23 protein-coding genes are annotated in these 22,795 nt (G+C 59.9%); 12 read left to right on the forward strand and 11 right to left on the reverse strand.

Annotated features, from left to right (window positions below):
- Positions 1-14 precede the first annotated feature (14 nt).
- The 10 genes from odhB to JNX03_RS18050 all read right to left on the reverse strand — a co-directional run bounded on the left by odhB (position 15) and on the right by JNX03_RS18050 (position 11,230).
- On the reverse strand, positions 15-1,565 hold the full coding sequence (odhB, locus tag JNX03_RS18005; protein WP_203212287.1) for a 2-oxoglutarate dehydrogenase complex dihydrolipoyllysine-residue succinyltransferase: 1,551 nt from the start codon (positions 1,563-1,565) through the stop codon (positions 15-17).
- Positions 1,566-4,526 (reverse strand): 2-oxoglutarate dehydrogenase E1 component, encoded by a 2,961-nt coding sequence (locus tag JNX03_RS18010; RefSeq protein ID WP_203210367.1) that lies wholly within the window; start codon positions 4,524-4,526, stop codon positions 1,566-1,568.
- Positions 4,527-4,642: 116 nt separating this feature from the next.
- Positions 4,643-5,530, reverse strand: coding sequence for a succinate--CoA ligase subunit alpha (gene sucD / locus JNX03_RS18015; protein ID WP_120503548.1), 888 nt, complete (start codon positions 5,528-5,530; stop codon positions 4,643-4,645).
- A 155-nt stretch (positions 5,531-5,685) separates the two neighbouring features.
- Positions 5,686-6,534 (reverse strand): class I SAM-dependent methyltransferase, encoded by an 849-nt coding sequence (locus JNX03_RS18020; RefSeq protein ID WP_203210368.1) that lies wholly within the window; start codon positions 6,532-6,534, stop codon positions 5,686-5,688.
- Complete coding sequence (locus JNX03_RS18025) at positions 6,531-7,058, reverse strand: hypothetical protein (RefSeq protein ID WP_203210369.1); 528 nt, start codon at positions 7,056-7,058, stop codon at positions 6,531-6,533. Before JNX03_RS18025 ends, JNX03_RS18020 begins: the two co-directional genes overlap by 4 nt.
- A gap of 34 nt (positions 7,059-7,092) precedes the next feature.
- A complete protein-coding gene (gene sucC / locus JNX03_RS18030) occupies positions 7,093-8,286 on the reverse strand; it encodes an ADP-forming succinate--CoA ligase subunit beta (RefSeq protein WP_203210370.1) in 1,194 nt (397 codons plus the stop codon).
- A gap of 289 nt (positions 8,287-8,575) precedes the next feature.
- Positions 8,576-9,607 (reverse strand): MaoC family dehydratase, encoded by a 1,032-nt coding sequence (locus JNX03_RS18035; protein WP_203210371.1) that lies wholly within the window; start codon positions 9,605-9,607, stop codon positions 8,576-8,578.
- Complete coding sequence (locus tag JNX03_RS18040; RefSeq protein WP_203210372.1) at positions 9,607-9,810, reverse strand: DUF1737 domain-containing protein; 204 nt, start codon at positions 9,808-9,810, stop codon at positions 9,607-9,609. The genes JNX03_RS18035 and JNX03_RS18040 overlap by 1 nt, the downstream gene beginning before the upstream one ends.
- A 10-nt stretch (positions 9,811-9,820) precedes the next feature.
- On the reverse strand, positions 9,821-10,366 hold the full coding sequence (locus tag JNX03_RS18045) for an NnrU family protein (RefSeq protein ID WP_203210373.1): 546 nt from the start codon (positions 10,364-10,366) through the stop codon (positions 9,821-9,823).
- 6 nt (positions 10,367-10,372) lie between these two features.
- Positions 10,373-11,230: an HpcH/HpaI aldolase/citrate lyase family protein gene (locus JNX03_RS18050; protein ID WP_203210374.1), complete on the reverse strand. Its 858-nt coding sequence runs from the start codon at positions 11,228-11,230 to the stop codon at positions 10,373-10,375.
- Between the two features lie 327 nt (positions 11,231-11,557).
- On the opposite strand from JNX03_RS18050, the gene JNX03_RS18055 reads away from it, so the two are divergent.
- A complete protein-coding gene (locus JNX03_RS18055; RefSeq protein WP_409202358.1) occupies positions 11,558-11,890 on the forward strand; it encodes a hypothetical protein in 333 nt (110 codons plus the stop codon).
- 51 nt (positions 11,891-11,941) lie between these two features.
- On the opposite strand, the gene JNX03_RS18060 is transcribed toward JNX03_RS18055, so the two are convergent.
- On the reverse strand, positions 11,942-12,697 hold the full coding sequence (locus tag JNX03_RS18060) for a sulfite exporter TauE/SafE family protein (protein WP_203210375.1): 756 nt from the start codon (positions 12,695-12,697) through the stop codon (positions 11,942-11,944).
- A 109-nt stretch (positions 12,698-12,806) separates the two neighbouring features.
- On the opposite strand from JNX03_RS18060, the gene JNX03_RS18065 reads away from it, so the two are divergent.
- The 11 genes from JNX03_RS18065 to JNX03_RS18115 all read left to right on the forward strand — a co-directional run bounded on the left by JNX03_RS18065 (position 12,807) and on the right by JNX03_RS18115 (position 22,784).
- Positions 12,807-13,793: a PRC-barrel domain-containing protein gene (locus JNX03_RS18065; RefSeq protein WP_203210376.1), complete on the forward strand. Its 987-nt coding sequence runs from the start codon at positions 12,807-12,809 to the stop codon at positions 13,791-13,793.
- 212 nt (positions 13,794-14,005) lie between these two features.
- A complete protein-coding gene (gene mdh / locus JNX03_RS18070) occupies positions 14,006-14,968 on the forward strand; it encodes a malate dehydrogenase (protein WP_203210377.1) in 963 nt (320 codons plus the stop codon).
- 291 nt (positions 14,969-15,259) lie between these two features.
- On the forward strand, positions 15,260-15,913 hold the full coding sequence (locus JNX03_RS18075) for a DUF1194 domain-containing protein (RefSeq protein WP_331000489.1): 654 nt from the start codon (positions 15,260-15,262) through the stop codon (positions 15,911-15,913).
- Between the two features lie 171 nt (positions 15,914-16,084).
- The gene (gene sdhC / locus JNX03_RS18080) at positions 16,085-16,468 is read left to right on the forward strand and encodes a succinate dehydrogenase, cytochrome b556 subunit (protein ID WP_203210379.1); all 384 of its coding nucleotides are present in this window, start codon (positions 16,085-16,087) and stop codon (positions 16,466-16,468) included.
- A 13-nt stretch (positions 16,469-16,481) separates the two neighbouring features.
- Positions 16,482-16,853: a succinate dehydrogenase, hydrophobic membrane anchor protein gene (gene sdhD / locus JNX03_RS18085; protein ID WP_025046592.1), complete on the forward strand. Its 372-nt coding sequence runs from the start codon at positions 16,482-16,484 to the stop codon at positions 16,851-16,853.
- A 28-nt stretch (positions 16,854-16,881) separates the two neighbouring features.
- A complete protein-coding gene (gene sdhA / locus JNX03_RS18090; protein ID WP_203210380.1) occupies positions 16,882-18,687 on the forward strand; it encodes a succinate dehydrogenase flavoprotein subunit in 1,806 nt (601 codons plus the stop codon).
- Between the two features lie 4 nt (positions 18,688-18,691).
- Complete coding sequence (locus tag JNX03_RS18095; RefSeq protein WP_203210381.1) at positions 18,692-19,021, forward strand: hypothetical protein; 330 nt, start codon at positions 18,692-18,694, stop codon at positions 19,019-19,021.
- 88 nt (positions 19,022-19,109) lie between these two features.
- The gene (locus JNX03_RS18100) at positions 19,110-19,889 is read left to right on the forward strand and encodes a succinate dehydrogenase iron-sulfur subunit (RefSeq protein ID WP_203198504.1); all 780 of its coding nucleotides are present in this window, start codon (positions 19,110-19,112) and stop codon (positions 19,887-19,889) included.
- Positions 19,890-19,929: 40 nt separating this feature from the next.
- Complete coding sequence (locus tag JNX03_RS18105; RefSeq protein WP_203210382.1) at positions 19,930-20,145, forward strand: hypothetical protein; 216 nt, start codon at positions 19,930-19,932, stop codon at positions 20,143-20,145.
- Positions 20,146-20,225: 80 nt separating this feature from the next.
- A complete protein-coding gene (locus tag JNX03_RS18110) occupies positions 20,226-21,878 on the forward strand; it encodes an FAD-binding dehydrogenase (RefSeq protein WP_203210383.1) in 1,653 nt (550 codons plus the stop codon).
- A gap of 60 nt (positions 21,879-21,938) precedes the next feature.
- The gene (locus JNX03_RS18115; RefSeq protein ID WP_203210384.1) at positions 21,939-22,784 is read left to right on the forward strand and encodes an urea carboxylase-associated family protein; all 846 of its coding nucleotides are present in this window, start codon (positions 21,939-21,941) and stop codon (positions 22,782-22,784) included.
- The last annotated feature ends 11 nt before the right edge of the window (positions 22,785-22,795 follow it).

Consider the following 22,795-nt stretch of genomic DNA (forward strand, 5'->3'; position numbering starts at 1 on the left):
GGCCTACGGGGGTCTTACAGATCCATCAGCAGACGGCGTGGATCTTCGAGCATCTCTTTGACGCGGACAAGGAAGGTCACCGCGCCTTTGCCGTCGATGATCCGGTGGTCATAAGACAGCGAGATATACATCATCGGACGGATCACGACCTGACCGCCAATGGCCATCGGACGGTCCTGAATTTTCGCCATTCCGAGGATACCCGATTGTGGCGGGTTCAGGATTGGTGCGGTCATCAAGGAGCCGTAGACGCCGCCGTTGGAGATAGTGAAGGTGCCGCCGGTCATGTCGGCCATGGTCAATTTGCCATCGCGGGCCTTTTTGCCCATGGTGCCGATGGCTTTTTCGATCTCTGCAAAAGACATCGTATCAACATCGCGGATCACCGGCACAACCAGACCTGTCGGCGTGCCGGCGGCAACGCCCATGTGCACGTAGTTCTTGTAGATCACATCGGTGCCGTCGATCTCGGCGTTGACCTCAGGGATTTCCTTGAGCGCGTGACAGCAGGCCTTGGTGAAGAAGGACATAAAGCCCATGCGCACGCCGTGCTTTTTCTCAAAGTCGGCCTTGTAGGTGTTGCGCAGTTCCATCACCTCGGTCATGTCGACCTCGTTGAAGGTGGTCAGGATCGCTGCGGTGTTCTGCGCCTCCTTGAGACGGCGGGCCATGGTCTGTTTCAGACGGGTCATGCGCACGCGTTCTTCGCGCGATGCATCGTCCGGGGCGGATGCGGCGCGGGCCGGTGCAGCCGCTGCCGGGGCCGAGGCCGCAGCAGAATTGCCTGCGGCCAGGGCGCCGGCCACGTCGTCTTTCATGATGCGGCCATCGCGGCCGGAGCCTTGCACCTGATCGGGGCTCAGGCCCGCTTCGGCCATGGCTTTCTTGGCGGATGGGGCATCTTCGACGTCTTTGCCGGTGCCGCCCGCGGGTTGGGCCGCAGGGGCCGGTGCCGCAGTGGACGCACTGGCCGAAGCCGCAGCGCCAGCGCCCGACGCGATGACCGCCAGCTTGCCATTGGCCTCAACCGTGCTGCCTTCGGCGGCGATGATTTCGGTCAAAGTGCCTGCGGCGGGGGCGGGCACCTCAACGCTGACCTTGTCGGTTTCCAGCTCGCAGAGCATTTCATCCTGCGCGACGGTGTCACCGACCTTTTTGAACCAGGTGGAGACTGTCGCCTCTGTCACGGATTCGCCGAGGGTCGGCACCATCACATCTACAGATGCGCCGCCACCTTCGCCGTCAGAGGCGGTGCGGGCAGCAGCGGAGGCCGCGCCAGCATCGGCGGCGGCTTCCTTGCCTTTGGGCGCGGCGGCTGATCCGGCATCACCTTCGGTGATATTGGCCAGAAGCGCATCAACACCCACGGTTTCGCCTTCACCGGCGACAATATCGCCAAGGGTGCCTGCCACGGGGCTGGGCACTTCGACGGTCACCTTGTCGGTTTCCAGTTCGCAGAGCATTTCATCAACGGCAACCGTGTCGCCGGGTTTCTTGAACCAGGTGGCGACCGTTGCTTCGGTCACGGATTCGCCAAGGGTCGGAACGCGTACTTCAGTCATGATTTAGTTTCCTTTAATCGTCAGCGCCTCGTCCACGAGGGCGGCTTGTTGTGCTTTGTGCTGGCTGGCGAGGCCAGTCGCAGGAGAGGCCGCAGTGGTGCGGCCCGCATATGTCGGGCGGGTGTGCTTGGCCTTGATCCGGCCCAGCACCCATTCGATGTTGGGTTCAATGAAGGACCAGGCGCCCTGGTTCTTGGGCTCTTCCTGGCACCAGACCATTTCGGCCTGTTTGAACCGTTCCAGTTCCTTGACCGCGGATTGGGCGGGGAAGGGATAGAATTGTTCAAAGCGCAGCAGATAGACATCATCAATGCCGCGTGCGTCGCGCTCCTCAAGCAGGTCAAAGTAGACCTTGCCGGAACACATCACGACCCGTTTGATCTTGTTGTCCGCCACCAGTTTGGTGTCGGAATTGCCCTGCTGGGCATCGTCCCAGAGCACACGGTGAAAGGATGATCCGGTGGTGAACTCTTCGGCGCGGCTGACCGCGAGTTTGTGTCGCAGCAGCGATTTGGGCGTCATGAGCATCAGCGGCTTGCGGTAGCTGCGGTGCAGCTGGCGGCGCAGGATGTGGAAATAGTTGGCCGGCGTGGTGCAATTGGCGACGATCCAGTTGTCACCGCCGCACATGGTCAGGAACCGTTCCAGACGGGCGGAGGAGTGTTCCGGCCCTTGCCCTTCATAGCCATGCGGCATCAGGCAGACGAGACCGGACATGCGCAGCCATTTGCTTTCGCCAGAGCTGATGAACTGATCGAACATGATCTGCGCACCATTGGCGAAATCGCCAAACTGCGCCTCCCACAGGGTCAGCGCGTTGGGTTCGGCCAGCGAATAGCCATATTCAAAGCCCAGCACCGCATATTCGGACAGCATGGAATCGATGACCTCGTATTCGGCCTGACCCTCGCGGATGTTGTTGAGCGGGTAGTAGCGTTCCTCGGTTTCCTGATTGACCAGACCGGAATGGCGCTGCGAGAAGGTGCCGCGGGTGCTGTCCTGACCGGCGAGGCGCACTTTGTACCCTTCGGTCAGCAGGGAGCCAAAGGCCAGCGCCTCGGCTGTGGCCCAGTCAAAGCCTTCGCCCTCTTTGAACATCTTGGCCTTGGCCTCCAGCAAGCGGCCAACGGTCTTGTGCAGCGGAAAGCCGTCCGGTGCCGTGGTCAGCGCCTTGCCGACCTCGTCCATGGTTTTCTTGGCAATCGCGGTTTTGCCGCGCTGGTATTTGTCTTTCTGCTTGTCCAGATGGGACCATTTGCCATCCAGCCAATCGGCCTTGTTGGGGCGGAAATCCTTGCCGGCCTCGAACTCATCGTTCATGCGTTTCTGGAAATCGGCCTTGAGGTCTTCGATCTCGCCTTCAGGCACAAGACCGTCACGGACCAGACGATCAGAATAGAGGCTGAGCGTGGTTTTCTGGTTCTTGATCTTTTTGTACATCACCGGGTTGGTGAACATCGGCTCGTCGCCTTCGTTGTGACCAAAGCGGCGGTAGCAGATCAGATCGATCACAACGTCCTTGTGGAACTTCTGGCGGAATTCGGTCGCCACCTTGGCGGCGTGTACCACGGCCTCGGGATCGTCACCGTTGACGTGGAAGATCGGCGCCTCAACCACCAGCGCGTTGTCGGTGGGATAGGGCGAGGAGCGCGAGAAATGCGGCGCGGTGGTGAAACCGATCTGGTTGTTCACCACGATATGCATGGTGCCGCCGGTCTTGTGACCGCGCAGGCCCGACAGGGCGAAACATTCGGCAACAACACCCTGACCGGCAAAGGCTGCATCCCCGTGCAGCAGGATCGGCATCACGGCGATGCGGTCATGATCGTTCAATTGGTCCTGCTTGGCGCGGACCTTGCCGATGACCACGGGGTTCACCGCCTCCAGGTGGGAGGGGTTCGCTGTCAGACTGAGGTGGACGGAGTTGCCGTCAAAATCCCGGTCGGACGACGCGCCGAGGTGGTATTTCACATCGCCGGAGCCATCCACATCTTCGGGCTTGAAGCTGCCGCCCTGAAATTCGTTGAAGATCGCGCGATAGGGTTTCTGCATGACGTTGGCCAGCACCGACAAGCGGCCCCGGTGCGGCATGCCGATCACGATTTCCTTGACACCAAGCTGGCCACCACGCTTGATGATCTGCTCCATAGCGGGGATCAGGCTTTCGCCGCCATCCAGTCCAAAGCGTTTGGTGCCCATGTATTTCACATGCAGGAATTTCTCAAAACCTTCGGCCTCGACCAGCTTGTTCAGGATCGCTTTGCGGCCCTCTTTGGTGAAGGCGATCTCTTTGCCGTAGCCTTCGATCCGCTCTTTCAGCCAACCGGCCTCTTCGGGATTGGAGATGTGCATGTATTGCAGGGCAAACGTGCCGCAATAGGTGCGTTTCACGATATCGACGATCTGTTTCATCGTCGCAACTTCGAGGCCAAGCACGTTGTCGATGAAGATCGGACGGTCCATATCCGCGTCAGAGAACCCATAGGATTTCGGATCAAGCTCGGGATGGCTGCCCATGTCGCGCATGCCAAGCGGGTCAAGGTCCGCCGCCAGATGGCCGCGAATACGGTAGGCGCGGATCAACATCAGGGCGCGGATACTGTCCAGCACAGCCTGTTTGACCTGATCGTCGGTGATGCTGACGCCTTTTTCGGCGGCCTTGGATTTGATCTTGTCTCCGGCTGCGGCGGCCTCTTCGGCCTCGGGCCAGACCCCGGTCAATGCGCCCATCACGTCACCTGCGGGGGCGGGGGGCCAATCGGGCCGCGCCCAGGACGGGCCAGCGGCCTCAGCCGTGACATCACCGGAGGTGTCGCCCATCGCCCCGAAAAACGCCTGCCACGCCGCATCAACGGCATTGGGGTCATTGGCATAGCGGGCATACATCTGTTCGAGGTATTCGCCGTTCTCTCCCTCAAGGAAGGAAGAGGCGTGGAATTGGTCGTTGCCGGGTTGTTCGGTCATGGAAATACCTCGTTTGAGTTAGGACCGTATGTCTTGGGGCCGGAATATGGCGCAGGCGCTGCCTATTAGGAGGAGGCGCAGGCCGGACGACACATGCCCGGCCCGCGATTTTTGGTTTAACCTTTTGCGATGGCTTCTTTCACCGCTTCGCCCAGTGTTGCGGGACTTTCGGCGACGGTGATGCCGGCGGACATCATTGCTTCGATCTTGTCTTCGGCACCGCCTTTGCCGCCCGCAACAATCGCACCGGCGTGGCCCATGCGGCGGCCCGGAGGGGCAGTGCGGCCCGCGATGAAACCGGCGGTTGGCTTCCAACGGCCTTTTTTCTTTTCATCGGCGAGGAACTGCGCCGCTTCTTCTTCGGCAGAGCCGCCGATTTCGCCGATCATGATGATCGATTGTGTCTCGTCATCGGCGAGGAACATTTCCAGCACGTCGATATGTTCGGTGCCCTTGATCGGGTCGCCGCCGATGCCCACGGCCGAAGACTGGCCATAGCCCAGATCGGTGGTCTGCTTGACCGCCTCATAGGTCAGCGTGCCGGAGCGCGAGACCACGCCGCAGGAGCCGCGCTTGTGAATGTGGCCGGGCATGATCCCGATCTTGCAGGCGTCAGGTGTGATCACGCCGGGGCAGTTGGGCCCGATCAGGCGGGATTTGGAGCCTTCCAGCGCACGCTGCACGCGCATCATGTCCAGAACAGGGATGCCTTCGGTGATGCAGACGATCAGCTCCATCTCGGCGTCGATCGCCTCAAGAATGGAATCGGCAGCAAAGGGGGGCGGTACATAGATCACCGATGCGTTGGCTTCGGTCACATGTTTGGCCTCGTGCACCGAGTTGAACACCGGCAGGTCGAGATGGGTCTGGCCCCCTTTGCCCGGTGTCACGCCGCCGACCATCTTGGTGCCATAGGCAATCGCCTGTTCGGTGTGGAATGTCCCCTGGGAGCCGGTGAGGCCCTGACAGATCACGCGGGTATTTTCGTCTACAAGTACGGCCATTGGTTTTCCTTAGTTAGCGGGCAGGGGCTGCGTATCCGGAATGGACAGAAAGCGCCTGCGGGTCATTTGAATGGTGAGCGGGTTGCCATCGCGCCGGTCTGCCGGAGCGGCGAAAGGGGCGGGGCGGTTAAGGGTTGGGGCGGAGTTGGATGAGATCATGCCAGCCCCTCCGGTGATTTGCGCAGCAACACCGAGACATTGTCATCAAGCGGCAGAGTGATGCGGTTGATCAGGGTCGCCAGGAACCCGGCGCGTCTGGCGGCGTTTTTCAAAGTTGCCAGCGTGAAGTAATTGACGTGGTCGGGATAGCGAAAACCGCACCATCTCGGGCCAATCGCCTTGCGGTTCAGCGAGCCGTAGTTGGGCACGCGCACAAACACGCGGCCATTGTCCTTGAGCGCACGGCGTGCACCGCGCAGCACCGACATTACGTTGGTTTCATGCTCAAGATAAGAGAACATGACGATGCCATCAAACTGGCCCTTGTCGAATTTCCAGATGGCCTCGGCCCCGGCGCCATGGATGCAATAGCCGCCGGATTTGCGCATTTCGCTGTCGGCGCGGGCGTGCAGGGCGGTGGACAATTCGATGCCATAAGGTGTCATCGGTGGTTTGATCCGTGCGCCGTCACCGCAACCGATGTCCAGCACATGACCGTCATGGAACCAGCGCCGGAAGGCGGCGGTCCTGTCGCGGGTCAGTCCGAGTTTGGTGCGGATGGTGCGGACATAGGGGCTGATCGGGGTGGAGCCTTCGGTGGCGGTTTTCTTTTCTTCGTAGGTCTTTTCCCAGGCGAAGTCTTCTTCGAGCGCGGCATATTCTGCCGGATTGCGCAGATAGACCAGATTGCAGGCCGCACAGGTCACCATGTCCCAGTGATCGGGGGAATAGGCGGGCAAGGGGGTGCAGGCGCTGCTGTCGCATACCGGGCAGTCCCGCAACGCGGGCGCGGCATCAAGCGCGGGCAGTTCCGCGCCCGGGAAGGCATGCAGCGTCGCGCTCATGATCCATCCTTCGGCAGGCCAAGCCCGGCATAAAGGCGATCAACGCCCATGTAGGTTTGCACATTACCTTGGGCCGTGCGGGTGCCGACCTGCACCACCGCCACACGCCCGCGCAGCAATTCGCGCCCTTCTATCAGGGCTGTGCCATCTTGTGCCGCGTGGGTCTTGGGCAGGGGGATCTTGGTGCCGAACACCGGCGGTTTTGCCATCTGTATACGCAGCGCTTTGATCGCGGCGGTGCTGTGATCGCCGTCAAAGGCGACCTCGCAGCGCCGTTCCACCCCATCGGGCGCGCCGGTGGGGCGCGGCTCAAGGCTGTCATCCCAAAACGTCAGGGCAAAGGGCGCGTCATCCGCTCCCATATTGACCCGCGCCTGCGCCTCTGTCTGGCCGGCCTTGAAACACCAGGCGTTGAAAGTGTCGATGGCGGTATGGGCCGATCCCTGCGCAACAGCAGCAGACGCCGCCCCGAAAAGGGCGATGCCTGCAAGCAGTGTTGCGGTGGATCTGGTGATGGCGCTCATACCGATATCTTCACCTTTGTGGCTCAGCCGAGGCTTAACCCTTAACAGCCTGCACGATCTTCTGTGCGCCGTCTTTCAGGTCATCGGCGGCGATCACATCAACGTCGGAATTGTTGATGATGTCTTTGCCTTCCTGCACGTTGGTGCCTTCGAGCCGGACGACCAGTGGCACCTTCAGACCAACCTCTTTCACAGCCGCGACAACGCCCTCCGCGATCACGTCACAGCGCATGATACCGCCGAAGATGTTCACGAGGATGCCTTTGACCTGTGGGTCGGAGGTAATGATCTTGAACGCTTCGGTCACTTTCTCTTTGGTCGCGCCGCCGCCCACGTCGAGGAAGTTGGCAGGCTCGGCCCCGTAGAGTTTGATGATGTCCATTGTGGCCATCGCCAGACCCGCGCCGTTCACCATGCAGCCGATTTCACCGTCAAGCGCGATGTAGTTCAGATCGTATTTGGAGGCTTCGAGTTCCTTGGGGTCTTCTTCGGTCACATCGCGCAGTTCCGCGATGTCGGCGTGGCGGTAAATTGCGTTGCCGTCGAAGGACACCTTGGCATCCAGAACCTTGAGATCGCCGGTATCGGTGACGATCAGGGGGTTGATCTCAAGCATTTCCATGTCTTTTTCCATGAACGCTTTGTAGAGCAGACCCATCAGGCCAACGCATTGTTTGACCTGCTTGCCCTCCAGACCCAGCGAAAAGGCGATGCGGCGGCCGTGGAACGCCTGATAGCCGGTGGCCGGATCAACCGAGAAGCTGAGAATTTTTTCGGGGGTGCTGGCTGCGACCTCTTCGATGTCCATGCCGCCTTCTGTGGAGCAGACGAATGACACGCGGGACGTCTGGCGGTCGACCAGCAGCGCGAGGTAAAGCTCGGTCTCGATGCCGGAGCCGTCTTCGATATAGATGCGGTTGACCTGCTTGCCGACCGGGCCGGTCTGATGGGTGACCAAGGTGCGACCGAGCATCTTTTTCGCTTCTTCAGCGGCTTCTTCCACGGATTTGGTCAGACGGACACCGCCTGCTTCGCCTGCGTCGGCCTCTTTGAATTTGCCTTTGCCGCGGCCGCCTGCGTGGATCTGTGCCTTGATCACCCAAAGTGGGCCGTCAAGTTCACCGGCGGCGGATTTGGCGTCTTCGGCTTTGAGCACGACGCGGCCATCGGATACAGGGGCGCCATAGCTGCGCAGGAGGGCTTTCGCCTGGTATTCGTGGATGTTCATGAAAAACGGTCCCGTTTTGGTTCAAGTCACCGCGCAGTATGCCGATGAATCTTATGGTTCGGTAAAGGTTTTTCGCAGTTTGCCTCATATTACCAGTATAAAGTGACATTTGTGATCACACGAGAAAAAAGTGTGATCACAAAATCTGGTGAATATGCGAATCCCCAACAAAATATGAGGAGGCTTAGCCGTTTTGCGCAGCGAGTCTCATGAGGCGCGACTCAAGTTCGAGACACATTGTAATCGTTTGATCCGCCGGATCATAGAATGCATTGGCCTCGCAGCCAGATCACAGCGGCATCAACGCCCAATAATCGAGATCGAGCAGCACCTCGGGCAGGTATTTCCCGTCCTCCCCGCGCAGGGCAAAGGGATCGCCGCCTTTGGTCGCCACCAGCCGAAGGCGGATTGCGCCGACGCCCGGCGCGTCTGTCTCGGACTTGTCCAGCACCTCGGACCATGCCCGGACGGTGTCGCCGGACAGGCAGGGGTTGGCATGCGCCCCGCCATTGAGGCCCGCAATCATCTGCGCATTGGCCAGCCCGTTGAAGGACAGCGCCCGCGCCATCGAGATCACATGGCCGCCATAGATCAGGCGGCTGCCATCGGGGCGGGCGGAGGTGTCGAAATGCACCTTCGCTGTGTTCTGCCAAAGCCGCGTGGCCATCATATGTTCGGCTTCTTCGATGGTCACGCCATCCACATGGTCGATCTGTTCCCCCACGGCATAATCGCCCCAGCGGTGCGGCTCGCCCGCAAGCGTGAAATCGTAGTTGGAGAAATCCAAACCCTGCGGCACCACCAACTGATCGGAGGTCAGCGCCTTGGGCAGATCGGGGATCACGGTCTCCGGTGCAGGTGCATCCAGATCGCGTTTGCGCACCATCACCCAGCGCACATAGTCCAGCACGGTTTCATCCCGTTGGTTCACCCCGGTGGTGCGCACATAGACCACGCCGGATTTGCCGTTGGAGTTTTGCTTGAGACCGATCACCTCGGATTGGCTGCGCAGGGTGTCGCCGGGCCAGACAGGGGCCAGCCATCGCCCTTGGGCATATCCCAGATTGGCCACCGCATTGAGCGAGACATCCGGCACGGTTTTGCCAAAGACGATGTGAAAGGCGATCAGATCATCCAGCGGGCTGGCAGGCAGGCCGCTGTTTTTGGCAAATTGGTCGGACGAATAAAGGGCATGCCGGGCGGGGTAGAGCATATGATAGAGCGCCCGTTCGCCCCCCGACACGGTGCGCGGCACCGCATGGTGCAGGGTTTCGCCCAAGCGGTAGTCTTCGAAAAAGCGCCCTTGGTTTGTCTTGGCCATCAGTGCGCCCCCAACTTGGTCTCGTGGGTATAGGTGCCGTCCACCTCTTTCACCACGGATTGCCCGCAGCGCATGACGCCCGCCTTGTGGTCCCATGTCTGGGTGGGTGATCCGTAAAGTTCCCAACCTTTGTTCAAGGCATCAGTCACCTTGTGGCAAAAGGCGGATGTGTCCTCTTCGGAGAGGAAGCGATAGAGTTTCATGGCGTTTTCCTTAGCCGAAGGGATTGTAGCCGAGCCAGCTGTGGACAAAGCCGATCACCACCAGCAACACCAGGGAGATCGCAAGGAACATGGCGTCCTTGGCGATGCTGCCCTTTTGCGGCGGGGTCCAGCCGGGTTCGGCACGGTTGATCACGACCATTTCGGCCAGCGCCCAGACGAGCAGCCCGCCAAAGAGCACCAGCGAAGGCGTATCGCCATTGACCAGCAGGTGGGCAACCGCCCAGAGCGAAAAGCCGGTCAGCATCGGGTGGCGCATCTTGTAAAAGATCGCCCCTTTTGAAGGGCCGGGGCTGACGAAATAGAGCGCGGCAACCATCAGCAGGTTGTTGATCCCTGTCAGGGCAGACGTGCGGCCCCAGAAGAACGTGCCGTCCCACATCCGGTAGCCGAAGATCATCAGCACGATAGAGAGGCCAATGGCAAGCGCCACAAAGCCCTTGCCCTTGTCTCCAAGGGCCGCGCGTTGGGCGGGGAGGGCGCGTTTGTAGAAATGGGCGGCCACCCAGAGGGCGAGGCCGAGGAAAAGAAGGATCATGGCGGGTTACTCCTGCTGAAGGGCGGCAATTGCCTCCAGTTTTGCCAGTGTTTCGCGGGCAGTTGCAACATGCAGGTTTTCAACGATCCGCCCGTCGACCACCGCAACACCCTGACCGGAGGCTTCGGTTTCCTCAAAAGCGGCGATTTGGCGGCGGGCCAGATCGGCTTCTTCCTCCGAAGGGGAGAAGGCGGCATTGGCCACGTCAAGCTGTGCAGGGTGGATCAGGGTTTTGCCGTCAAAGCCCATGTCGCGGCCCTGATCGCTTTCGACCTTGAGGCCGTCGTCGTCTTTGAAGGCGTTATAGACGCCATCAATAATCGCAATCTGATGCGCCTTGGCGGCCAGAACGCAAAGGCCGATGCCCGTAATAAGCGGCAGCCGGTCGGCGCGGGTGCGGGTTTGCAGATCTTTGTTGAGGTCATTCGTGCCCATGACCATTGCCTCAAGCTGCGGATGGGCGCCGATGGCACCTGCGTTGAGCATCGCAATCGGCGTTTCCATCATGGCCCACAGTGGGGTGTCGCCGACAAGATCTGCCAATGCATCGAGGTCCGCCGGGCTGCCGACCTTTGGCAGCAGGATCGCATCTGCGTCCATCTTTGCGGCGGCGCGGGCATCGTCAGCGCCCCATTTGGTGTCCAGACCGTTGATACGGATCACCTTGTAACGCGCGCCGTAGCCGCCTTCGGCCAGTGCGGCGGCAAGGGTTTCGCGGGCCAATACCTTTTCCTCCGGCGTGACCGCATCTTCGAGATCAAAGATGATCGCATCGCAAGCCAAGGTCCGCGCCTTATCCAGCGCACGGGGCTTGGAGCCGGGGATATAGAGGACAGAACGCAAGGGGCGGGTGATCTTGGGCATGAGCAGCTCCGTTCGAGGGCGCGGGTGCGCCGGGTCATAAAATTGCGCACAAAGGGGCATTTCTTTCAGAAAAGTTCAAGTCAAAACGTGCCGCGCTGCAGCAAAAATCAAATCCAACAGGAATCCGGTCGCATTATTAACCTTAATTTCAGTCCTCTGACGCAGGCTTGCCCCGTCGCATTTCGTGGCTCGGGCCAAATCGGCGCGGACGCCGGATCTCCTGAATGGAAGTGCAGACATGTCATAACCGGGCTCGCCCCCAGTTCTGCCGGGAACACCGGACAGGTCAGGAACCGAGGGCGCTGTCTTTTGAGTGAAGGCAATGGAATGCAACGTATGGACAAGACTTTGAAATCTATCGGGCTGATCGCCGCTGCGGCGATTTATATGACCGCGGCGACGGATGCATCCGCGCAATCGTCGCGAAACTGTGGGCCGCGCATCGCGGTGGTGGAACGATTGGCCGAAGGGTACGGAGAGACCCGCCAATCCGTGGGCCTTGGTGCAAACAACGCGGTGGTAGAGGTTTTTGCCTCCGAAGAGACCGGCAGCTGGACCATCACCATCACCCGGCCGGGCGGGCTGACTTGTCTGGTGGCCTCGGGCCAAGCCTTTGAAGAGGTGGCAGAGGCGCTGCCGACCAGCGACGAAGACGCCTGAGGCAAACAAAAAACTGTGGAAGCAACAAAGGCGGGCTTTGGCCCGCTTTTTTTATGTCAGCCCGTCCCAGATCAGCTTGGATCCGGTAACAACCAGCAACACATAAGTGAGCGCAAAAAACAGCCGCTCTGGCACCAGAACGTGGGCCCGTACGCCCAGCCAAGTGCCCAGAATCGCGAAGGGCGCAAGAATCAGATTGGCCAGAAAGGTCTGCGCAGTGAACATGCCGAGCATGGCATAGGGCACAAATTTGATGATGTTCAAAATCCAGAACAGCAGCACCGTGGTGGCCTGATATTGTGTTTTATTCAGATCACGGGTGAGCAGGAAAATCGCGGCGGGCGGGCCGCCGGCATGGCTGACGAAGGTGGTGAAGCCGACGACAGTGCCAATCACAAGCCCCGCCCAATCGGGCATGCGCTGCTGCGCCAGACGTATTATCCCGAGCTTGAGCATCATTTGCCACAAGACAAACCCCACCGATACGCCGCCAATCAGAAGCCGGAAGACATCGGGTGAGGCAACACGGTAGAGCGCCGCGCCGAGGATCACGCCGGGTACGCCGCCCAGCACCAAAAGCCGCACGTCCGGCACGCTCCATTTGCGCCAATAGGGTTTGAGCGATCCTGCATCGATCAACATGAGCAGCGGCAGCATCACCCCAAGCGCCAGCCCCGGTTCGATCACCAAAGCCAGCACCGTGGCCGAAGCAAAGGCTGCGCCAGAGCCGAATCCGGCCTTGGACACCCCGGCAAAAACCACCGCCGCGCCTGCGATACATAAAAACCAGAGGTCAAAGGTGATCATGGCGGCGGGACTTCACATTTTTTCGAAAAGGGCCGGAACAAGACCGGCAATGCGGCGTTATGTCCACACTCGGTAACGTTAACTTAGTAACTCTTAGGAGAACAGTACAATGAAACGCTTTCTGACAACAACAGCCGTAGCTCTGACCCTGTCCAGCGCCGCTTTCGCGGGCAGCCATTCGGGCGCGATCACAACTGTAGAAGCTGAGAAAAGCGACTTCTTCGCATCCGACCTGATCGGCATGCGGATCTACAATTCCGAAACAGACATTGACCCCATGACGCCCCTCGCGGATGGCGCGGAACGCGAATGGGATGACATCGGCGAGATCAACGACATCATCATCAGCGAAAATGGCGATGTGCGTGCGGTGATTCTTGGCGTTGGCGGCTTCCTCGGTCTGGGGGAACGCGACGTGAGCGTGTCGATGGACGACATCAAGGTGCTGCGTGAAGAGGGCGACAGCAACGACCGTTTCCTGGTTGTGACAACGTCCAAGGAGATGCTGGAAAAAGCCCCTGCGTTCGAGCGCCAGATTGAGCGTGATATGGAGCAGGCTGCGACCAACATCAAAGCCGAAACTCATGAGATGGCCGAAAGCGCCGAAGCTGAAGCGACGGATCTGAAGCAGGATCTGGTTGCCTCTGCCAACGAAGCGGCAGAAGGCGTCGAGACGCGCATTGATGAAGTCGCCAAGGAAACCGAAGCAGAAGCCGAGCAGATGACAGCCCAGGCGGACGAGGCAATTGATGCGCCGGTACTGGGCCGCCCGATGGTGGAGCGTGACGGCTTTGAGCCGATGGACATCGAAGTGGCAAAAGCCGACCCGCTGACCGCTGAAAAAATTCAGGGTGCCGCTGTGATGGGCCAGAACGACGAGACTGTTGGCGAAGTTGACGCGCTGGTCCTGACCGACAAGGGCGAAGTGGCCGAAGTTGTCATCAATGTCGGTGGCTTCCTGGGTCTAGGGGAAAAGCCGGTCGCAGTTCCCTTTGAACAGCTGCAGATTCTGCGCGATGCCAATGGTGACGAACTGCGGATCTACATCGACGCCAACGAAGCGGCGTTGAAAGCCAAGCCTGAATACAAAGGCTGATTTGACCCGTTTCGTTTGGGCGCAGGCCCGAACAAAAGGTTAGTATGTTAAAGAGTATGGGCCATCGCATCTGCGGTGGCCCTTTTTTGCGGCGTTTGTGATCACGAATTCTTAACCATCTGCGGCGTTTAAGCCTGTCTTGATCGCGCAACTTGCAGCGCGGCCCGCATTTCGCTATCTCACGCGCAACGTAACCTGGACGGAGACATATCATGGCCAGACCCAAAATCGCGCTCATCGGCGCCGGTCAAATCGGCGGCACCCTAGCCCATCTCGCAGCATTGAAAGAACTCGGCGACGTTGTTCTGTTCGACATCGCGGAAGGCATCCCGGAGGGCAAGGCGCTCGATATCGCAGAATCGGGCCCCTCGGCCAAATTCGACGCCAACATGTCCGGCACCCAAGATTATGCCGACATCGCAGGCGCGGATGTATGCATCGTGACCGCGGGTGTCGCGCGCAAGCCGGGTATGAGCCGCGACGATCTGCTGGGCATCAACCTCAAGGTCATGAAGTCCGTGGGCGAGGGCATTGCCAAACACGCGCCGGACGCCTTTGTGATCTGCATCACCAACCCTCTGGATGCAATGGTTTGGGCGCTGCGCGAGTTCTCCGGCCTGCCTCATGAAAAGGTCTGCGGCATGGCAGGCGTTCTGGACAGCGCCCGCTTCCGTCACTTCCTGGCAAGCGAATTTGACGTTTCCATGAAAGACGTCACCGCATTTGTGCTGGGCGGCCATGGCGATACGATGGTGCCGCTGGTGCGCTATTCGACCGTTGCCGGTATCCCGCTGCCGGATCTGGTGAAGATGGGCTGGACCACGCAAGAGAAGCTGGACGCAATTGTGCAGCGGACCCGTGATGGCGGCGCCGAGATTGTTGGCCTGTTGAAAACCGGTTCTGCCTTCTATGCGCCTGCGACATCGGCGATTGAAATGGCGGAAAGCTATTTGAAAGACCAAAAACGCGTGTTGCCTTGCGCGGCCTATGTGGATGGCGCTTACGGCCTCGACGGTTTCTATGTTGGTGTACCAACGGTGATCGGCGCTGGCGGGATCGAACGTGTTGTGGAGATTTCCATGAACAAGGACGAACAGACGATGTTCGACAATTCGGTCAATGCGGTTAAGGGTCTGGTTGAGGCCTGCAAAGGGATCGACGGCAGCTTGAAGTAAGGTCTGCTGTAAGAGATTTGGGAAGGGCGTGCCGTTGGGCGCGCCCTTTTTGTTTGAGTGGGCCCGAAGCAAGGCGCGGCCGCCGGGCCATCGTCGGCCCGCCCCACGGGTCGGCGATTTTGATGGGGGCGTGACGGCTGGAGGGGGAGTGTGCGCTTGGCTGCCATAAAGTGCCGAACTGCGATGTTTGATCGCCCACCCGCGAGCCGCCGATAGCCCTTTATGCCAATCTCAGGATTGTGTGATGCGCCGGAGGACCCAGTGATCTAACCTACGCGCATGCGTGTGATTGTGACCCTTCTGATATTGCTGGCTCGCCCCGCCTTGGCTTGCGAACTGGCGTTGGTTTTGGCGGTGGATGTCTCTGGCTCGGTTGACCGGAATGAATACCGCATCCAGATGGACGGGCTGGCGGCAGCGCTGTCAGACGGGATCGTGACGGAAGCCTTGGTCGAGCAACAGGCGCGGGTGACGCTGATCCAATGGTCCGGCACCTCGCGGCAGGAACAGACGATCCCCTGGACCGTGATCACAGATTTTTCAGACGTTGCGGCGTTGTCGACACAGGTCGCTCATGCACCACGGCGCTGGCGCAACTATTCAACCGCCATTGGCGAAGCTTTAAACCTGTCTGCACAGGTTTTGGAAGCGGCCTCGGACTGCCGCCGCAAGGTGATCGACGTGTCGGGGGATGGCAAATCCAACGAAGGCATTGCCCCGGCTGATGTACTGCCACAAATGCGGGCCAAGGGCATCATTGTGAACGCTTTGGCCATTGAGACCGATGATACCGACCTTACAGCCTACTTTTTTGAGAATCTCATTTCCGGTGAAGGGGCATTTGTTATAACAGCCAACGGATTTGAGGATTATCCCGCACAGATCCGGCGCAAATTGCAACGTGAAACCACCAAGCAACTGAGTCTTGCCCTGCCATTCGAGTGAGGTTGTGATCACAGTATAATATCGTGTGATCACAAATTGCAGGAATCGCTACTCTTTTGAAAAAAATGTGCGTAGATGCGCCAACAAACCGCGCCCTTACCCCCGCTAGACCCGTGACAGGCCGCAAAAAAACGCTATCACTGGGGTAACCAACAGCAAAGGACCTGTGCCATGGCCGATGTAAACCGGGGCAACCGCCCGCTGTCGCCTCATTTGACGATCTACCGACCGCAACTGACGTCGATGTCATCCATCCTGACCCGGATCACCGGCAATGCGATGCTGGTGGCGGCGTTGCTGATTGTCTGGTGGTTTCTGTCTGCGGCAACTTCGCCGGCCTATTTCGACGTTGTGAACGGGCTGCTGACCAGCTGGTTTGGCGATCTGGTCATGTTCTTCTCGGTGCTGGGACTTTGGTACCACACGCTGGCCGGGGTACGGCACCTGATCTGGGACAACGGCTATGCGTTGGACATCCCGACCGCCGAAAAACTGGGCTGGGCCGTGATTTTTGGGTCTATCCTGCTCACCCTGATCACTGTTGTGATCGTTTAAGGAGGTCTGGGAAATGGCATATCTTACCGACCGCAAACGCGCCCGTGGCCTTGGCTCTGCCAAAACCGGTACCGCGCATTTCTGGGCCATGAAGGTCAGCTCTGTTGCGCTGCTGATCCTCATTCCGTTCTTTGTGTTCACCTTTGGGTCGGCGCTGGGCGGAAGCTATGAGGAGATCCTTGCCTATTACAGCCGCCCGTTCCCGGCGATTGTGGCGGCCTTGACCATCCTGGTGGGCTTTAAACATTTCAATGATGGCGTGCAGGTTCTGATCGAGGACTATGTGCATGGCACCAGCCAGAAAGTGGCGATCATCCTGATGACCTGCCTGAGCTACGGCGCAGCGGCGGTTGGCGTTTTTGCCATTGCCAAGCTGGCGCTCTGATCCAAACATTCCCACGGGAGACCGAATAATGGCCGCATATGAATATGAAACCCACGAATATGACGTGGTTGTGGTGGGTGCCGGCGGGGCCGGTTTGCGCGCAACCCTCGGGATGGCGGAGCAAGGGCTGCGCACGGCCTGTGTGTCCAAAGTGTTTCCCACCCGCTCGCACACCGTTGCAGCGCAGGGCGGGATTGCCGCCAGCCTGAGCAACATGGGCCCGGACAACTGGCAGTGGCATATGTATGACACGGTCAAAGGCTCTGACTGGCTGGGCGACACGGACGCGATGGAATATCTGGCGCGTGAAGCGCCCAAGGCGGTTTACGAGCTGGAGCATTACGGCGTGCCGTTCTCGCGCACCGAAGAGGGCAAGATCTACCAGCGCCCCTTTGGCGGGCATACCACCGAATTTGGCGAAGGCCCCCCCGTGCAGCGTACCTGCGCCGCGGCGGACCGGACCGGCCACGCGATCCTGCATACGCTCTATGGTCAGTCGCTGAAAAACAACGCGGAATTCTACATCGAATACTTCGCCATTGACCTGATCATGTCCGACGATGGCGTGTGTCAGGGGGTGCTGTGCTGGAAGCTGGATGATGGCACCATGCACCTGTTCAGCGCCAAGATGGTGGTGTTGGCCACGGGCGGCTATGGCCGCGCCTATTTCAGCGCCACCTCGGCCCATACCTGCACCGGCGACGGTGGCGGCATGACGGCCCGTGCGGGCCTGCCGTTGCAAGACATGGAGTTTGTGCAGTTCCACCCCACAGGAATCTACGGCGCGGGCTGTCTGATCACCGAAGGGGCGCGGGGCGAAGGTGGATACCTGACCAACTCCGAAGGGGAGCGGTTCATGGAACGCTATGCGCCGACCTACAAGGATCTGGCGTCACGTGACGTGGTGAGCCGCTGCATGACCATGGAAATCCGCGAAGGGCGCGGCGTGGGCGAGAATGGCGATCACATCCATCTGCATCTCAACCACCTGCCGCCGGAAACGCTGGACCTGCGCCTGCCGGGCATTTCCGAAAGCGCGCGCATCTTTGCCGGTGTGGACCTGACCAAAGAACCGATCCCGGTTCTGCCGACCGTACACTACAACATGGGCGGTATTCCGACGAACTATTGGGGTGAGGTTCTGGCACCAACCAAGGACAGCCCCGATGCAATCTCGCCGGGCCTGATGGCCGTGGGCGAGGCGGGCTGTGCCTCCGTGCATGGGGCGAACCGTTTGGGCTCAAACTCGCTGATTGACCTTGTGGTCTTTGGCCGCGCCGCTGCGATCCGTGCAGCCGAGATCGTCGATCCGAAAACCGCAGTGCCGACGCCAAATCAGGCTTCGGTTGATGCGGCCTTTGATCGCTTTGACGGGCTGCGCCATGCCAAGGGCGGCGTGCCCACTGCCGAGTTGCGCCTTGAGATGCAAAAAACCATGCAGGCCGATGCGGCGGTGTTCCGCACCGACAAGACGCTGGAAGAGGGCCGCCAAAAGATGGTCGCCGTGGCCGACAAGATGGCCGATCTGCATGTCACGGACCGGTCGCTGGTTTGGAACTCCGATCTGATGGAAACGCTGGAACTGACCAACCTGATGCCGAATGCGGTGGCCACCATCACCGCAGCGGCGGCGCGTAAGGAAAGCCGGGGTGCGCACGCCCATGAGGATTATCCTGATCGTGACGACAAGAAGTGGCGCAAGCACAGCCTGTGCTGGTTTGACGGGAACAAGGCCAAGTTGGGCGACCGGCCTGTGCACCTTGATCCGCTGACCCAGCAGGATGAGGGCGGTATCGACCTCAAGAAAATCGCACCCAAGGCGCGGGTGTACTAAGCCGATGCGTCTGGTGGCCCTTGTTCTTTGCGCGGCAACGCTGGCGGCCTGCACCGAGGTGGAGCAGGCCGTGGACAACACCGCGCGGCGCGGGGCCAAAGGGGTGGTGACAGAAACCCTTGCCACCCGTTTCCCGCAGGTGCCCAAGGAGCTGATCACGCCCTTCACCGATTGCATCATCGACAATTCCTCGGCCCTTGAGATCCGCGAATATGCCAAAGCGGCCGTGGTGGGTGTGGATGATGGCACCGTGGAAACTGTGCGCACTGTGTTGGGACGGCCTGAGACCGCCGCCTGTTTGCAGGCCAGGGTGCTGGCTTCCGCCGCCACGTAAGGCGGTCAAGAATTTACATCCTGCGCCCCGGCGCAGGGTCAAGTGAAACGCCCCAAGGGGCAGATGAGATTGAAACAGGAGACGCGAAATGGTTCAGCTGACGCTCCCCAAAAACTCCCGCATGACCAGCGGGAAGACATGGCCCAAGCCGCAAGGCGCCACCAATCTGCGTGAGTTCCAGATTTACCGCTGGAACCCCGATGACGGCAAAAACCCGGCCATCGACACCTATTTTGTGGATATGGACAGCTGCGGACCCATGATTTTGGACGCGCTGATCAAGATCAAGAACGAGATTGATCCAACGCTGACCTTCCGCCGGTCCTGCCGTGAGGGGATCTGCGGTTCCTGCGCGATGAACATCGACGGGATCAACACGCTGGCCTGTACCTACGGCATGGAAGAGATCAAAGGCGTGGTCAAAATCTATCCGCTGCCGCATATGCCGGTGGTCAAGGATTTGATCCCGGATCTGAACCACTTCTATGCGCAGCACGCCAGCATCCAGCCCTGGCTTGAGACCGACACGCCCGCCCCGGCAAAGGAATGGAAGCAGTCCATTGATGATCGTGCCAAGCTGGACGGTCTTTATGAGTGTATCATGTGCGCCTGCTGTTCCACTTCTTGCCCAAGCTATTGGTGGAACGGCGACCGCTACCTTGGGCCAGCGGCCTTGCTGCATGCCTATCGCTGGATCATTGACAGCCGCGATGAGGCCACGGGCGAGCGTCTGGACGATCTGGAAGATCCGTTCAAACTGTATCGCTGCCACACGATCATGAACTGCGCCAAGACTTGCCCCAAGGGTTTGAACCCCGCAGCAGCGATTGCGAAGATCAAGAAACTGATGGTCGAACGCACCGTTTGATCCAGACTGATCCCAGCCCCCATGGGGGCTGGTTTTGCCTATGCCCCTGTTCATTGCCCTTGTGATTGCTGTGATCGTCGTTGCCATCGTGGCGCGGCGCAATGCGGGCACGCGCCTGTGTCGCTGGCGCGAAGACCGGGCAGGCAGCAAGGGCGCATTGGTCAAATACAATTGCATCAACTGCGGTGCAGAGGCGTTTCGCAGCACCGGCAAGCCGGACCGCTGTCTGAGCGGGCAACCCAAAACGGGTTTGTGAGCAAGGCCAAGATCTGACCCAGCGTCCGGCTCGACAGAGAGCTGTGATCCTGCTTACCTAACGGCAAAGCGGGGGATCAAATGAGCAACACCAATTTCAAAGCGGACGTGATCATTGTCGGTGCGGGGCTGGCCGGTATGGTGGCCGCGCATGAGGCGGTGCAGCGGGGCCGCAAGGTTCTGCTGCTGGACCAGGAGGCGCCGCAATCCCTGGGCGGTCAGGCGTTCTGGTCGTTGGGCGGTCTATTTATGGTCGACACCCCCGAACAGCGTCGCTTGGGTATCAAGGACAGCCCCGAACTGGCGCTGAGCGACTGGATGGGATCGGCGCAGTTTGACCGCGCTGAGGATGCCAATCCCCGCGCTTATGCCGAAGGGTTCATTGACTGGGCTGCAGGCGGCATGCGGCAGTGGTGTTATGATCTGGGCATGCGGTGGTTTCCGGTGGTGGGCTGGGCCGAACGCGGTGGCGAGCAGGCCCACGGGCATGGCAATTCGGTGCCGCGGTTTCACATCACATGGGGCACCGGCACCGGCGTTGTGGCCCCCTTTGCCAAGCGGATGACGGAATATGCCGCGCAAGGCAGCCTGCAACTGGGGTTCCGGCATCGGGTCACGGATTTGACCACCAGCGATGGCAGGGTCACGGGCCTGCGCGGCGATATTTTGGAAAACAGCACCGAGGCGCGGGGCAAAAGCACCACGCGGGACGTCATCGGCAGCTTTGAACACAGCGCCGATGCGGTGGTGCTGACCACGGGCGGGATTGGCGGCAATCATGACGTTGTGCGCAAACACTGGCCCGCAGATCGGCTTGGCCCGGCGCCGGACGTGATGGTTGCGGGTGTGCCCGATTACGTCGACGGCAAGATGCACGAGATTGCGCGGCAGGCGGGCGCGGGCCTGATCAACGAAGACCGGATGTGGCATTATTGCGAGGGGCTGCAAAACTGGGATCCGATCTGGCCCAATCATGGTATTCGCATTTTGCCCGGTCCGTCCTCGCTTTGGTTTGATGCCAAGGGCGACCGGATGGAAGCGCCGTATTTGCCGGGGTTTGACACCCTGGGCACGTTGAAACGCATTTTGAGCGCGGGCCAGCATTCGTGGTTTATCCTGACCCAAAAGATCATCGAAAAGGAATTTGCCCTGTCCGGGTCAGAGCAGAACCCGGACCTGACTGATGGTGGCTGGCGCGATGTTTTGAAGGCCCGATTGGGCAAGGGGGCGACACCAGCGGTAGAGGCATTCAAGAAAAACGGTGCGGATTTCATCGTCGCGGATGATCTGGAAACGCTGGTGGCGGGGATGAACCGAATGACCCCCGATGCGCCTGTGGTGCTGGATCATATCCGGGGGCAAATCACCGCGCGGGATCTGCAACTGACCAATCCTTTTGCCAAGGATGCGCAAATCACCGCCATTCGCGGCGCACGCAACTATCGCGGCGACAAATTGATCCGCACGGCCAAACCCCATGCGATCCTTGATCCGGAAAACGGGCCGCTCATTGCGGTGCGGCTGAATATCCTGACGCGGAAATCGCTGGGCGGGTTGCACACGGATATGCAGGGCAGGGTTCTGACGCCCAAGGGCGATGTTCTGGAGGGGCTTTATGCCGCCGGAGAGGTCTGCGGCTTTGGCGGGGGCGGCTATCATGGGTACAACGCCCTTGAGGGGACGTTTCTGGGCGGTTGCCTGTATTCAGGGCGTATCGCGGGGCAGAACGCCTGAGCAGGCTTTACAGCGGTGTATGGCTGCGGCAACGTCGGTCAAACATCGGGAGGATGCCAGATGATCACCACACCTATTGATGCCGAAGCCCGCCGCGCGATCAAACCGGTGATCTGCTATCCTGTCGAGACCCTGCCGCAGCCGGATATGGCACTGCTGACGCGGGCGCGGCAGGATCTGCGCAAAACGGGTGAGGCACTGGTACAGCCCCGTGATGCGGCGACGTTCACCGTGCCAGCCGGGCATTTTTTCCGCATCACCTCGGTTGAAGGATCGCAGGTGGGGGATCTGAACTTGTGGAACGCCAATGACCTGAACGAACGGTTCTATTCTGGCAAGACCCGCGCCTTGCATGGCACCCATATCACCACGGGAGAGCGGATGTGGTCCTCTTTTCCGGGCATGCGGCCTATGGCGACCATCAGCCATGATACGCTGGGGTGGTACGGGATAGATGCCTATGGGGGGGCGGTGCATGACGTGATTGGCACCCGTTGCGATCCTTATACGCATAACTTGTTGAAAGGCGGGCAATATCACCATTGCTGCCATTCCAATCTGACCCGTGCCATGGCCGCGCATCTGGGTGTGCCTGTGCAAGAGGCAGAACCCTTGGTGCATGACGTGTTGAACGTGTTCATGTGTACCGGGTTTACCCGCGACACGGGGCAGTATTTCATGAAAGCCAGCCCGGTGCGGCCCGGCGACTATCTGGAATTCTTTGCCGAGATGGATCTTCTTGGCGCGCTCAGCGCCTGTCCCGGCGGGGATTGTTCGGCGGAACATTCCTCAGACGTGGCCGCCTGCTACCCGTTGTTGGTAGAGGTGTTTGCGCCGCAGGACGGAGGGCTGGACGGTTGGACCCCTCCGCCCGTCAATGGCTATGACCGCAGTCATGGCGCATGACCAGCGGTGCC

It is taken from the genome of Sulfitobacter mediterraneus (genome assembly GCF_016801775.1).
GTDB lineage: Bacteria > Pseudomonadota > Alphaproteobacteria > Rhodobacterales > Rhodobacteraceae > Sulfitobacter > Sulfitobacter mediterraneus_A.

Bases quoted from the DNA above. Each gene is read 5' to 3' on its own strand.
- JNX03_RS18010 (WP_203210367.1), bottom strand. From the start codon at position 4,526: ATGACCGAACAACCCGGCAACGACCAATTCCACGCCTCTTCCTTCCTT.
- sucD (WP_120503548.1), bottom strand. From the start codon at position 5,530: ATGGCCGTACTTGTAGACGAAAATACCCGCGTGATCTGTCAGGGCCTC.
- JNX03_RS18020 (WP_203210368.1), bottom strand. From the start codon at position 6,534: ATGAGCGCGACGCTGCATGCCTTCCCGGGCGCGGAACTGCCCGCGCTT.
- JNX03_RS18025 (WP_203210369.1), bottom strand. From the start codon at position 7,058: ATGAGCGCCATCACCAGATCCACCGCAACACTGCTTGCAGGCATCGCC.
- sucC (WP_203210370.1), bottom strand. From the start codon at position 8,286: ATGAACATCCACGAATACCAGGCGAAAGCCCTCCTGCGCAGCTATGGC.
- JNX03_RS18035 (WP_203210371.1), bottom strand. From the start codon at position 9,607: ATGGCCAAGACAAACCAAGGGCGCTTTTTCGAAGACTACCGCTTGGGC.
- JNX03_RS18040 (WP_203210372.1), bottom strand. From the start codon at position 9,810: ATGAAACTCTATCGCTTCCTCTCCGAAGAGGACACATCCGCCTTTTGC.
- JNX03_RS18045 (WP_203210373.1), bottom strand. From the start codon at position 10,366: ATGATCCTTCTTTTCCTCGGCCTCGCCCTCTGGGTGGCCGCCCATTTC.
- JNX03_RS18050 (WP_203210374.1), bottom strand. From the start codon at position 11,230: ATGCCCAAGATCACCCGCCCCTTGCGTTCTGTCCTCTATATCCCCGGC.
- JNX03_RS18055 (WP_409202358.1), top strand. From the start codon at position 11,558: ATGCAACGTATGGACAAGACTTTGAAATCTATCGGGCTGATCGCCGCT.
- JNX03_RS18060 (WP_203210375.1), bottom strand. From the start codon at position 12,697: ATGATCACCTTTGACCTCTGGTTTTTATGTATCGCAGGCGCGGCGGTG.
- JNX03_RS18065 (WP_203210376.1), top strand. From the start codon at position 12,807: ATGAAACGCTTTCTGACAACAACAGCCGTAGCTCTGACCCTGTCCAGC.
- mdh (WP_203210377.1), top strand. From the start codon at position 14,006: ATGGCCAGACCCAAAATCGCGCTCATCGGCGCCGGTCAAATCGGCGGC.
- sdhC (WP_203210379.1), top strand. From the start codon at position 16,085: ATGGCCGATGTAAACCGGGGCAACCGCCCGCTGTCGCCTCATTTGACG.
- sdhD (WP_025046592.1), top strand. From the start codon at position 16,482: ATGGCATATCTTACCGACCGCAAACGCGCCCGTGGCCTTGGCTCTGCC.
- sdhA (WP_203210380.1), top strand. From the start codon at position 16,882: ATGGCCGCATATGAATATGAAACCCACGAATATGACGTGGTTGTGGTG.
- JNX03_RS18095 (WP_203210381.1), top strand. From the start codon at position 18,692: ATGCGTCTGGTGGCCCTTGTTCTTTGCGCGGCAACGCTGGCGGCCTGC.
- JNX03_RS18100 (WP_203198504.1), top strand. From the start codon at position 19,110: ATGGTTCAGCTGACGCTCCCCAAAAACTCCCGCATGACCAGCGGGAAG.
- JNX03_RS18105 (WP_203210382.1), top strand. From the start codon at position 19,930: ATGCCCCTGTTCATTGCCCTTGTGATTGCTGTGATCGTCGTTGCCATC.
- JNX03_RS18110 (WP_203210383.1), top strand. From the start codon at position 20,226: ATGAGCAACACCAATTTCAAAGCGGACGTGATCATTGTCGGTGCGGGG.
- JNX03_RS18115 (WP_203210384.1), top strand. From the start codon at position 21,939: ATGATCACCACACCTATTGATGCCGAAGCCCGCCGCGCGATCAAACCG.